Genomic DNA, 12,064 nt, shown 5'->3' on the forward strand with positions numbered 1-12,064 from the left:
AGCTCTGCGCGCCCCTCGTCCGTCCCCGGTGCTGTTAACCTGTGTTACGCATACCGGCAGCAATGCCCGCCATTGTAACCTTAAGTGCGCGTTCTACCAGCTCAGGAACCTCTCCCTTGCCTTCGCTTTCACGATCGCGCTTCAGCAGCTCCGCCTGAAGATAATGCAAGGGATCTGTATAAGGGTTGCGCACACGCATCGAGTGGGCAAAAACTGGCTCATGTTCCAGTAGCTCGCTCTGCTCCTTAAGCTCCAGAAGGCGCTGGACACAGCCTTCAAGCCGCTTACTCAAGCTGGCGCCAAGCTCTTTCAGCTTTTCGTCGCTCAACAGGGTTTTTTCATAATAGCCGGCGATACGCAGGTCGGCCTTGGCCAAAACCATTTCAAGCATATCTACGTAAGTGCGGAAAAATGGCCAACCTCGCATCATCTCGCGCAACATGGGCAATCGCCCGTCTCTGGCCGCCTCTTCAAGCGCTACGTCACTACCCAGCCAGCTCGGCAGCATCAGTCGTATCTGAGTCCAGGCAAAAATCCAGGGAATTGCCCGCAGGCTCTCGACACCGCCTGAAGCCTTACGGCGCGCAGGCCGGCTACCCAGAGCGAGCTTCCCCAGCGCCTGCTCAGGCGTAACCTGGCGGAAGTAGGGTACAAAATCCGGATTATCCCTGACCACTTCGCGGTAGGCTTTCAGCGAGCGCTCAGTCAGCCAGTCCATGGTTTCACGCCATTTTTCCTCCGGCTCGGGCGGAGGCAGCAGGGTGGCTTCGATTGCCGCTGTGGTGTACAGCGTCAGGCTTTGTACCGCCAGTTGGGGCAGGCCAAACTTGAAGCGAATCATTTCACCTTGCTCGGTAATCCTGAAGCTGCCATTAACCGAGCCGGGAGGTTGAGACAGAATTGCACGATTCGCCGGACCACCACCCCGGCCAACGGTTCCCCCGCGGCCGTGAAACAGTGTCAGGTGAACGCCGTACTGGCTCGCTACCTGGGTGAGCTTTTCCTGCGCCTGATACTGAGCCCAGGCCGCCATAAGCTGGCCGGCATCCTTCGACGAATCCGAATAACCAATCATGACTTCCTGCCGGCCCTGGCAATAATCCCGGTACCACTCGACCTCATACAGCGCCGCCATGCTGTCGGGCGCTCCGCGCAAGTCGTCCAGCGTTTCAAACAGAGGAACCACTCGCATGGGGAATTTCATTCCCGATTCGCGGAGCAACAGGATAACGCTGAGCACATCGGAAGGCTTGCTGGCCATCGAGATGACATAAGAACCCAGCGCTTCAGGCGTTTGCTGCGCAACGACCTCACAGGTGTCCAGCACCTCACGCACCGGCTCAGAAGGCTCCCAGCTCCTGGGGACAAGCGGTCGACGCCCCTGAAGCTCCCTTAACAGGAATGCCTGACGCTCGCTTTCAGTCCAAGACAGATAGTCGCCCAGACCAAGATACTCCACCATTTCGGCTACCGCTTCGGCGTGACGGGTGGCCTCTTGACGAATATCCAGACGAATCAACGGAAGGCCAAACGTGTGAGCCCGGCGAATGGTGTCCAGCAACGCGCCTTCGGCTATATGTTCCAGCCCGCACTCAACCAGTGAGCGATAGCAAAGCTCCAGCGGTGCCGTCAGATCCCGGTTTTCGAACAAGATTCCGCTAGTGTCTGCAGGCTCTCCACTGACACTGGCTTCAGCCCAATCCCGGGTTTTCAGCAGGCGCTCGCGAAGTTCAGCCAGCACATGGCGGTATGGCTCCCGGGAATCCCCCGCCAGGCCGCGCAGTTCGTCGCTCGCCTGCCACATGGAAAGCTCTGCCCGTAGCGCACGAATATCCCGGAGAAAAAGATCCGCTGCCATCCAGCGCCCAAGCATAAATACCTTTTGCGTCACCTCGTGAGTGACATTCGGATTGCCGTCCCTGTCGCCGCCCATCCACGAGGCGATGCGAACAGGTGACGCCTGCAGGGGCAACCCCTTCCCTGTCGCCTTCTGCAGCGACCCGTCCAGGTTGTCAAGAAATCGCGGCAAAGCCTGCCAAAGGCTGTTTTCAATAACTGCAAAACCCCATTTGGCCTCATCAACAGCCGTGGGGCGCTCATGCCGGATCTCGTCTGTGTGCCAGGCTTCTGCCACCAGCCGCGACAGGCGTTCTGTAATCGCCTCTTGCTCCGCCGGCATCAGGTCATCGTGATCCAGGCTGGCCAGACACTCTGACATTTCATCGTATTTCATAATCAGCGTGCGCCGCGCAACTTCAGTGGGGTGTGCTGTCAGCACAAATTCGACACGCATGTCTGCCACACATTTATGAAGTGCTTCGGGGCTGACACCGCTATTTTTCAACCGCTCGAAAACATCTGAAACAGGCTCCACCATCAGATCAGATTGATGGTCGCGCTTACGACGAATGCCGTGGTATTGCTCTGCGAGGTTCGCAAGGTTGAGGAACTGGTTAAATGCCCTGGTAACCGGTAACAGTTCGTCATCACTCAATTTACCGAGAAGGTTAACCAGACGCTGGCCAGACCCGCTTTCCTGTCGCCGGTCGGATTTGGCGGCAGCCCGGATTTCCTCAATAAGATCAAAACAATCCCGACCAGGGTGGCGTTGAATGCTCTGCCCCAGAAGCTCGCCCAACATACGGACATTTTCGCGAAGATCAGGGTGTAGCTCAGTCACATTGGCGTCCTTTTGAATTGACGGAGACAAAGTAAACTAACGATACTAAGGAACTGCCGGAAAAGTCTATTGGCCATTGATGCCGTAGCTATGACAGTGAGGCCATATCTATGAGGAGTGCCCATGAAAGTAACGGACCTGCATAAGCAATGGGAACAACAGAAAAAGCCTGTTGAGCGAACCCACGACTATAACCTCAGGCTTCCCCTGGAAGACGCTGCGAGAATCTCTGCGCTGGCAGAGCTGTATCCCGATCGCAGCGAAAGTGACATTCTGAATGATGTGATTGCCGCAGCCCTGGATGACCTTGCCAGCCAGGGCCCGCTAAAAGAAAAGTTGGGCGGTAAAAGCAGTTAAACCAGCGGAGCCAGAAGCCTGCTCGATCACGCTGCGGATTCGAGCTGGCGGGCTTTCAGGCGCTTGATATGTTTCTGACTCAGGCGCACGAATTCCGGGGTAACGCCCTGGTCCTCATATATTTCAAATCCGTCCTCGTCATGGGCAACCACCTTGGTGCCCTGAACGTAGGGGAAACCGGTTTCTATTTCATCTAGAGATGAGGAAATCAGGTCGCGCATAAGATCCTGAGGCGATTTCAATGGGTAGATAACCGCCAATTTTTCAAGCATCCGATGATGCTGGTCAGACAAGGCCATAAAGCTGGCATCCCGGGTAAGTCTGCCTCTTGCATGCTTGTCCCAATAACTGACCAGATCTTTGATTTTCATCGAGTCTGACTCCTGCATCCTGTTGAAGGCACACAGCGCACAAACAATGAGCGCCCTTTCGTGCAAGTGTAGACCAAGCTCAGGAACAGAAGCCCAGGAAATTGGTAACGGATTGTACCTACGCTGTCCGGCTGTCAGCTTTTCTTTTCAATACCCTTAACGGATTGCCAGATCTCGTCGAGTGCTTCCAGGGTTTCTTCATCAAAGGATCGGCCCTCACGTTCCAGAACCTGCTCGATGGCCCGGAATCGTGCCTCAAACTTGTGGTTGGTGCGACCGACTGCCTGCTCCGGATTAACCTTCATGAAGCGCGCCAGGTTCACACACACAAATAGCAGATCGCCCAGTTCATCCTCTACGGCGTCGCGATCACCCTCTCCGGATTCGGCGGCCTGCCAGGCTTCCTTCAACTCATCGATTTCTTCATGGAGTTTATCAAACACCGGGCCGACGTCTGGCCAGTCAAAACCATGGCGAGCTGCACGCTTTTGCAACTTCTCGGCCCGCACCATCGCCGGCAGCGCCCGGGCAATACCATCCAGCCGGCTTGGAGATGCTGCCGCCGACGATTTTTCGGGCTGGTTCTGAGCCCTCTCCTCTGCCTTGATGCGCTCCCAACTTTCTTTGATCCAGGCTTCGTCTGGCCGGTTATCCGGGTCTATGCGGCTTTCCAGAGTACCCTCAGGAAAGACATGGGGATGACGGCGCACCAGCTTGCGCACCAGGTGATCCACCACCGCATCAAAACTGAAAAGGCCCTCTTCCGCCCCTATCTGCGAGTAGAAAATCACCTGGAACAGCAGATCGCCCAACTCATCTTTCAAGTTAGGGTAGTCTTCCCTTTCGATGGCATCGGCTACTTCGTGGGCCTCCTCCAGAGTATGCGGCACAATACTTCTGAACGTCTGCTTCGTGTCCCAGGGACAACCGGTTTCCGGATCTCTCAATCTGGACATCAGAACTTTCAGATCATCAATGGAATAGCTCATGAGCGCTTACGCCTGACGTCAATAACATTGGGCAGGTTACGTATCTGGGCCAACAAGCGTGCCAACTGCTCCAGACTGTGAATTTCCACGGTCACCACCATGGTTGCCGTGTTGTCATCACGGTTGGTCACGGTGTGGAGAGACAGAACATCGCTCTTTGAAGACGACAATACCTGGGTAATATCCCTCAGAAGGCCCGATCTGTCATAGGCTTCAACCTCGATATCCACCGGGTAAACGGAGGCCTGTTTACCACCCCAACTCACCTCGATAATCCGGTTGGGCTCAAACTCCTGCAGATTCAGAAAGGTCAGGCAATCCTGGCGATGAACGGTCACGCCGCGCCCAACGGTAATGTAACCCCCGATGGGATCACCGGGGAGCGGCTTGCAACATTTTGCCACCTGAGTCTTCAGCTTTCCCACACCAAGAATGTGAATATCAGACTCGGTATCGTAGGGTTTGCGTCGTTGGGCGGTCAGCTTCAGGTCGAGCTGTTCAGACTTTGGCTCCAGCATTTGCTGGGCCACGTTGGCAACGTGTGCAGGGCGCAGGTCACCAGCGCCGATAGCGGCATACATATCTTCGACACTGTGGTAATTCACTTTTACGGCCAGCTCGCCAAGGTCAACATCATGCAACGAAAGACGTCTGAATTCGTCTTCAATGATGGCGCGGCCGTCTGTTACGTTGCGTTCGCGGTTCTGTTGTTTGAACCAGTGAGTTACCTTTGCCCGAGCCCGGGAAGTCTGAATGTACCCAAGACTGGGGTTCAGCCAGTCCCTGCTGGGCGCAGCATTATTTTTGGACGTAAGAATGAAAACCTGCTCTCCGGTTTTCAAAGGGTATGTCAGAGGGACAATGCGACTGTTTACCCGGGCACCGCGGCAGGCATGGCCGATTTCAGTGTGCACGCGGTAAGCAAAATCAACAGGTGTGGCGCCCTGAGGAAGATCAACGACATGTCCTTCCGGTGTAAAGATGTATATCCGGTCAGAGACCACATCTGATTTGAGATGGTCTGACAAGCCTGACAGGTCTCCAAGCTCTTCCTGCCACTCCAGCACCTGCCGGAGCCAGTTGATCTTGGCATCATAGCCCGAAGATTTATTGGCCTTATCCGTGCCTTTATAGAGCCAGTGCGCGCAAACCCCCAGCTCCGCATCTTCATGCATCGCATGGGTACGAATCTGAACTTCCAGAACCTTCCCATCAGGCCCGATCACTGCCGTATGCAACGACTGATAGCCATTCTCCTTGGGGCTGGCCACGTAATCGTCAAACTCATTGGGTATGTGACGCCAGAGCGTGTGCACTATCCCGAGAGCTGCGTAACAGTCCCTTACCTCAGGAACCAGAATCCGTACAGCTCGAATGTCGTACACCTGGGAAAAATCTATCCCCTTTATGCGCATTTTTCGCCAGATGCTGTAGATATGCTTGGCACGGCCTGAAAGCGAGGCGTCGATACCCGAGGCCTTCAACTCGGTCTGCAGGGTATCAATGACACGGCGGATATAGCCGTCACGGTCGAGACGCTTTTCGTCCAGGAGCTTGGCAATTTTCTTGTATGCCGTCTCGTGCAAATAACGGAACGACAGATCTTCCAGCTCCCACTTGATATGACCAATACCCAGTCGGTGGGCCAGCGGCGCGTATATATCGAACACTTCCCGGGCAACCCGCATGCGCTTTTCTTCAGGCGCATTTTTCACACCACGAATAGCGCAGGTGCGCTCCGCGAGCTTGATCAGGGCAACCCGGACATCATCAATCATGGTAACCAGCATTTTGCGGACGTTGTCCAACTGGCCTTCGCTCTGCCCGAGCACGTTGCCCTTGAGCGGGTGGTGAATGGAGGAAATGGCAGCCATTTGCTGCACGCCATTAATAAGACCTGCTATCTCGTCACCAAACTCCTTACGGATGACCTCAAGGGCGACCCGCTCCTCCCGCACCGCGCGGTAAAGAATGGCGGCCACAAGGCTGGCTTGATCCAGACGCAGCTCTGCGAGCACCTGAGCCATTTCAATGCCAATTCGAAAGCTGCTTGAGCCGGAAGCCCACTGACGGTCTTCCCGGAAAGCCTGCAAATCGATTTCAGCTGCTTTTTCGCAGGCCCTGCGAAACTGCTTCACGTCATCCAGATGAGCCTGAGAGGCGATCTGTTGGACCCAGCCTTCAATATCGATCTGGCCATCGCCAGTCATTGCATAGTCTTCTCGAACTTTTACCATATCAGTCTTGTTAGTCCCGGAGGTTCACCCAGCAGTCCTTTGCTGAGCACAACGACATTCAGTGTGAGTCCCGCTCAAACAGCGCAATAGACTCTACGTGTGTAGTGTGAGGAAACATATCCATCACACCAGCCCGCACGAGGCGATACCCGTTGCGCGCCATCACTCCTGCATCCCGGGCTAGGGTGGCCGGGTTGCATGATACATATACGATACGGCTGGCATTAAAGGCGGTCAGGTATTTGCAGATTTCCTCCGCACCGGAACGCGGCGGGTCGATAAGAATTTTATCAAAGCCCTCTTTTGCCCAGCCCTGCCCCGTAAAGTCACCGTGCAAATCGGCGCCGTGGAATGACACATTCGCAAGCCCGTTCATTTCCGCATTCTCCCGGCCCCGCGCCACCATAGCGTCATCACCCTCGACTCCTACAACCTGGCCGCCTTTGCGCGCCAGGGGCAGCGTAAAGTTACCCAGGCCGCAGAACAGGTCCAGAACACGCTCACCCGGCTGCACGTCCAGCCATTCCACGGCCCTGTTTACCATGTCTTTATTTATGCCTGCATTGACCTGGGTAAAGTCCATCGGATGAAATTTCATAGTCAGGTCAAAGGCATCAAGCCGGTAACTGAGGCGTTCATCCTGTCTACCCGCTGATTCCGGCCAGATACGATGGACGGTATCCGGGCCTTTGGGTTGCAGATAGATATGCAAATCATGGGCCTGACCAAAGGCAATCAGCTTTTCCCTGTCACCGCTACTCAGGTCATCCATATTGCGAAAAACCATGGCCGCCATATCATCTCCACAGGCAACCTCAACCTGGGGGATACGGGCATAGGCATCCATGCTATGTAACAAGGTGCGCAGAGGAAGTATGCGCTCACCAATGCGTGGATCCAGCACCACACAACGGTCGATATCGGTTAGAAAGCTGTTACGCTTCTCCCTGAAACCTACCAGCACCGATTCCCGAGCCTTAACAAAACGCACACCCATACGCGCTTTGCGCCGGTAGCCAAGCGTGCTTTCCGGAAGCATTGGCTCAATCCACTCTTCAGGTTCTATGCCTCCAAAATGTGCAAACTGCTCACGCAAGGTGTCTTCCTTGAACCCAATCTGTGCATCGCTGCTCATGTGCTGAAGGCTGCAACCACCGCACAGGTCTGCATATTCGCAGGGCGGCTTCTGGCGATCAGGCGCTGCCTGTAGTACTTCTAGTGTGCGCAGCTCATCGAACTTGCTTCGCGTGGACACCACCTTGGCCATGACCGTTTCGCCCGGCAAGGCACCGTCCACGAACAGGATCTTTCCATCCTGACGAGCGATACCGCGGCCATCATGGCTGAGTTTTTCCACTTCACAGCGCACGGGTTCCGTAGGAAGTACCTTCCTGCGTCTTCTGCTCATAGTCTGTTCTCTTGATATCGTCAGATTCAGGCGCCGGGGAAGACACCTGTTGATAAATAGCGGTCGCCACGATCGCAGATAATGGCCACGATGATGGCATTTTCAACCTGCTTTGACAGTTGCAGCGCTGCTGCAATAGAACCACCGGATGAAACACCGCAAAAAATGCCTTCCTGCTCGGCCAGGGCACGCATGGTTTCCTCAGCCTCTTGTTGCCCGATGTCTAGCACCTGGTCCACCCGGGTCGCATCGTAAATACGGGGCAAATACGCTTCCTGCCAGCGGCGGATACCGGGTATGGAGGCGCCTTCTTTTGGCTGCAAGCCAATAATGCGGATATCGGGATTGCGTTCTTTAAGGTAGCGGGAAACGCCCATAATGGTACCAGTGGTTCCCATGGAGCTGACAAAGTGGGTTACCCGACCTTCGGTCTGTTCCCAGATTTCCGGGCCCGTGGTTCGATAGTGCGCCAAAGGGTTATCCTGGTTGCTGAACTGATCAAGCACCTTACCTTTACCTTCCGCCTGCATTTTCAGAGCCTTGTCCCGGGCAACTTCCATGCCCTCATCACTGCTGACAGTGATGATTTCGGCACCATACGCGCGCATGGATGCGCGGCGCTCCTCGCTCATATTTGCGGGCATGATTAGAACCATTCGATAGCCTTTGATAGCCGCAGCCATCGCCAGAGCGATACCTGTGTTACCACTGGTTGCCTCAATCAGCGTATCGCCTGGCTGAATCTCGCCACGGCGTTCGGCTTCCTGAATCATCCCTATGGCGGGCCGGTCTTTTACAGAACCGGCAGGGTTATTACCCTCCAGCTTTGCCAGAATCACGTTGCTGGTATCGCCGGGAAGGCGCTGCAATCGAACCAGAGGCGTATGCCCGACATAATCTTCAATCGTGGGAAAATGCATATGAGAACCCTGTGGTACACTTTTGGGTTGGCATGATACGCCTTATGGCACCGGTCGCCCAATACAGCTTCTCGCTAAAACCATGACTGGAGGCTATAAAAAAAGTGTCTTTTTCCACTCAACCGGCACTGATTGTAAGGTTATCTGTTCCCGGATAGCCTACTATTACAAGGACGTAACCCGCGTAAACAAGCGGCGTTAAGATATATTTTAGGAATTTCGTATGCGACGTTGGGGTATTCGCAAAAAAGTGCTGGTGGTAACTCTTGTTCCCACCCTTCTCACCACCCTGATACTGGGGCTGTTTTTTACCTACAGCTGGGTTAACAATATTGAGAGCCTGCTAAGAGATCGCGGCGAATCCCTGTCCCGCCAACTTGCAGCCGGTTCGGAATACGGATTGTTCACTGCAAATCGCAGCCTGCTGAGCAGTCTTTCCAACGCGTTACTCGAAGAACAGGATGTGCGCTCGATTACGTTCTTTGACAGTGACCGCCGTCGCTTGCTGCACACAGGCCCGGGTAGTTCCGACAACCTTGATAGCAAGGAGCTGACCAGTGATCGGGCGAGCCGCATTGCCCGCGCCACAAGTACGCGCTTTGTACATCCGGTTTTCCTCCAGGATCTGATGATCCAGTCCGTGCTTGACCCGGACACCCGACAGTCGGCCGCTCAACAACGTGAGCCCATGGGCTGGGTAGCTGTGGAGATGTCCCACATACGCACCGAGAAAGAAACCTACAAAGCTCTTCTGATCTCTTTATTGCTGATTCTTGGCGGCGTGGTTTTCAGCCTTCTTATTGCACTGCGCCTGAGCCGAGCATTTACCGGCCCGGTGTTCGAGCTGAACGCGGCAGTGGCAAAACTAAAAGAGGGAAAACTCGACACCCGTGTACATACCGGGGCAGGCCCGGAATTTGAACAGCTGGAGTCAGGTCTGAATGCCATGGCGGAAGGGCTGAGCACTGCCCAGGCAGAAATGCAGCAGAACATCGACCAGGCGACAGAAGATCTGCGTGAGACTTTGGAAACCATTGAAATCCAGAACATTGAACTGGATCTTGCGCGCAAGGAAGCCCTGGAAGCCAGCCGGATAAAATCTGAATTTCTGGCAAATATGTCCCATGAGATCCGGACCCCACTCAACGGAATTATCGGCTTCACCGAATTACTGCTCAAAAGCCCGCTACCCCGCCAACAAAGGGACCATTTGAGCACCATACGCAAGTCTTCCGAAATTCTTCTGACGATCATTAACGACATTCTGGATTTTTCGAAGATTGAGGCCGGCAAGCTGATCCTGGACCGCGTTCCATTCCAGCTGAGGGATATTGTCGAAGACGTCATGGTTATGCTGGCACCTGCTGCCCACAGCAAAAACCTGGACCTCGTGCCTCTGGTTTATAACGATGTGCCAGACAACATCATGGGCGACCCTCTGCGGGTCAAACAGGTAATCACCAACCTGGTCAACAACGCCATTAAGTTTACCCAAACCGGTGAAGTGGTATTGCGCGCCAGTCTTGAGGATGAGGACAAAGAAAACAACCGGGTTACCCTTCGTCTGAGCATTACAGATTCCGGTGTGGGGTTATCCCGGGTTCAGCAGCAATCGTTGTTCAACGCATTCAATCAGGCAGACGCCTCTACAGCCAGGCAGTATGGCGGTACGGGGCTGGGCCTGGCTATTTCAAAGCGTTTGGTGGAGGAGATGGGTGGCAAGATTGGCCTGCAGAGTGAGCTTGGGAAAGGTTCCACTTTCTGGTTTACCCTGACACCGGAGCTGTCTTCTGGCGGTGAGGCAATTGCGCCCCGAGACGCCCTTCGGGGCGAGCGGGTTATCTACCTGGAACACCAAAAAACCTGTGGCCTTGCAGTTGAGCATCTTTTGCGGGAATGGGGCATAACGGTTGACCGCGTCGCATCGCCTGGCGCCATGCAGGAGCAGGTCGAGAATGCACAAAAGAGCCAGTCAGGATACGCGGCAGCGATCGTTGGAATCACCAGGCACCTGCTCAATTCAAACCAGTACTGTGAACTGGTGCGGACGCTGGAGGTCGAGCGCGATTGCCGAACTCTGTTACTGACACCAACCCTGGAAGTCCACGACACCTCTCTGGCCGGACTGGCAAGCGGCCACCTGTCCAAACCGGTGTGCCGTGACGCACTTTATGACGAACTGCTTCTTCTGGTACACGGCATTAACACTTCCGGGCAAGGCATTTCACGCCAGGAGCATGCCGCCCGCCTGCCTATCCCAGACGATATGCCCCGAGTACTGGCCGTAGACGATAACGAGGCCAATCTGAAACTGGTCATGACTTTATTGCAGGATTACCAGATAGACGTGGAAGGCGCATCAAGCGGCTTTGAGGCTCTTAGCAAAGCCCGGCAAAAGGCTTTTGATCTTGTTTTCATGGACCTTCAGATGCCTGGCATGGACGGCGTGGAAACAACCTCACGCCTTCGCGAGATGGACAACAACAACCACAGAACAACGATCATTGCCCTGACGGCACACGCACTGGCCGACGAGCAGGAACGCCTGACCAGACAAGGCTTCGATGGTTATCTACCCAAGCCGATCAGCAGCGCTCAGCTTGCAGAAACCATTCAGGAGTGCACAGGCTACCAATGCCGTAGCATCCGTCAGGCTGACCAGCCTGCTGTACCGGAAGTCCGTGATACGAGACGCGCTTTAAGACCCTCCACGCGCAAAATGCAGCGCGACTGTGTAAGCGTAGCTGAAAGCATTCAGCTCGCAGCTGGCAAAACAGATCTGGCTGAGGAGTTGTTCAGCATGCTTCTGGAACAGCTGCCTGCTGAACTGAACCGGATTGCCTGGCTCTGGGATGAGCGCAATCTGGAAGAGCTGCTGGAATGTGTCCACAGACTTCACGGCGCAACACGCTACTGCGGTGTTCCGGAGCTGCGGTCGGCAGCAAATCGCTTGGAAACAGCACTCAAACGGTCAGCATCAGACGTGGAGCTGCAAAAGAACCTGCTGGTTTCTGCTATCGAACGGCTGCAAATCTGGAGTGAGAAGACCGACTGGCAGGAGATGTTTCGGGAGCACCACCAGCAAGCTGAAACCAACTGATA

Annotated in this window: 8 protein-coding genes; 2 read left to right on the forward strand and 6 right to left on the reverse strand. The window is 54.8% G+C overall.

Annotated elements, in window-relative coordinates; genetic code table 11:
* Nucleotides 1-34: 34 nt before the first annotated feature.
* On the reverse strand, nucleotides 35-2,680 hold the full coding sequence (gene ppc / locus Q4501_RS02850) for a phosphoenolpyruvate carboxylase (RefSeq protein WP_303593993.1): 2,646 nt from the start codon (nucleotides 2,678-2,680) through the stop codon (nucleotides 35-37).
* Nucleotides 2,681-2,803: 123 nt separating this feature from the next.
* Between ppc and Q4501_RS02855 the strand changes: the two genes are divergently transcribed.
* Nucleotides 2,804-3,037, forward strand: a complete 234-nt coding sequence (locus Q4501_RS02855) for a hypothetical protein (protein WP_303593995.1) — start codon at nucleotides 2,804-2,806, stop codon at nucleotides 3,035-3,037.
* 26 nt (nucleotides 3,038-3,063) lie between these two features.
* Here the strand turns inward: Q4501_RS02855 and Q4501_RS02860 are convergent, their stop codons facing one another.
* The 5 genes from Q4501_RS02860 to cysM form a co-directional block, all read right to left on the reverse strand.
* A complete protein-coding gene (locus Q4501_RS02860; RefSeq protein ID WP_303593997.1) occupies nucleotides 3,064-3,408 on the reverse strand; it encodes a pilin assembly protein in 345 nt (114 codons plus the stop codon).
* A 134-nt stretch (nucleotides 3,409-3,542) separates the two neighbouring features.
* Nucleotides 3,543-4,397, reverse strand: a complete 855-nt coding sequence (gene mazG / locus Q4501_RS02865) for a nucleoside triphosphate pyrophosphohydrolase (RefSeq protein WP_303593999.1) — start codon at nucleotides 4,395-4,397, stop codon at nucleotides 3,543-3,545.
* Nucleotides 4,394-6,634: a GTP diphosphokinase gene (gene relA / locus Q4501_RS02870; protein ID WP_303594001.1), complete on the reverse strand. Its 2,241-nt coding sequence runs from the start codon at nucleotides 6,632-6,634 to the stop codon at nucleotides 4,394-4,396. The genes mazG and relA overlap by 4 nt, the downstream gene beginning before the upstream one ends.
* A gap of 58 nt (nucleotides 6,635-6,692) precedes the next feature.
* On the reverse strand, nucleotides 6,693-8,042 hold the full coding sequence (rlmD, locus tag Q4501_RS02875) for a 23S rRNA (uracil(1939)-C(5))-methyltransferase RlmD (RefSeq protein WP_303594003.1): 1,350 nt from the start codon (nucleotides 8,040-8,042) through the stop codon (nucleotides 6,693-6,695).
* A gap of 26 nt (nucleotides 8,043-8,068) precedes the next feature.
* Nucleotides 8,069-8,962 carry a cysteine synthase CysM gene (gene cysM / locus Q4501_RS02880; RefSeq protein ID WP_303594005.1) on the reverse strand — a complete coding sequence of 298 codons (894 nt, stop codon included), beginning with the start codon at nucleotides 8,960-8,962 and terminating at the stop codon, nucleotides 8,069-8,071.
* Nucleotides 8,963-9,185: 223 nt separating this feature from the next.
* Here cysM and Q4501_RS02885 point away from each other — a divergent pair, with 223 nt between their 5' ends.
* Nucleotides 9,186-12,062: a response regulator gene (locus tag Q4501_RS02885; RefSeq protein ID WP_303594007.1), complete on the forward strand. Its 2,877-nt coding sequence runs from the start codon at nucleotides 9,186-9,188 to the stop codon at nucleotides 12,060-12,062.
* Nucleotides 12,063-12,064 lie beyond the last annotated feature (2 nt).

Source organism: Marinobacter sp. 2_MG-2023 (assembly GCF_030546935.1).
In the GTDB taxonomy this organism is placed as follows: domain Bacteria; phylum Pseudomonadota; class Gammaproteobacteria; order Pseudomonadales; family Oleiphilaceae; genus Marinobacter.

Bases quoted from the DNA above. Each gene is read 5' to 3' on its own strand.
- Q4501_RS02855 (WP_303593995.1), top strand. From the start codon at position 2,804: ATGAAAGTAACGGACCTGCATAAGCAATGGGAACAACAGAAAAAGCCT.
- Q4501_RS02860 (WP_303593997.1), bottom strand. From the start codon at position 3,408: ATGAAAATCAAAGATCTGGTCAGTTATTGGGACAAGCATGCAAGAGGC.
- mazG (WP_303593999.1), bottom strand. From the start codon at position 4,397: ATGAGCTATTCCATTGATGATCTGAAAGTTCTGATGTCCAGATTGAGA.
- relA (WP_303594001.1), bottom strand. From the start codon at position 6,634: ATGGTAAAAGTTCGAGAAGACTATGCAATGACTGGCGATGGCCAGATC.
- rlmD (WP_303594003.1), bottom strand. From the start codon at position 8,042: ATGAGCAGAAGACGCAGGAAGGTACTTCCTACGGAACCCGTGCGCTGT.
- cysM (WP_303594005.1), bottom strand. From the start codon at position 8,962: ATGCATTTTCCCACGATTGAAGATTATGTCGGGCATACGCCTCTGGTT.
- Q4501_RS02885 (WP_303594007.1), top strand. From the start codon at position 9,186: ATGCGACGTTGGGGTATTCGCAAAAAAGTGCTGGTGGTAACTCTTGTT.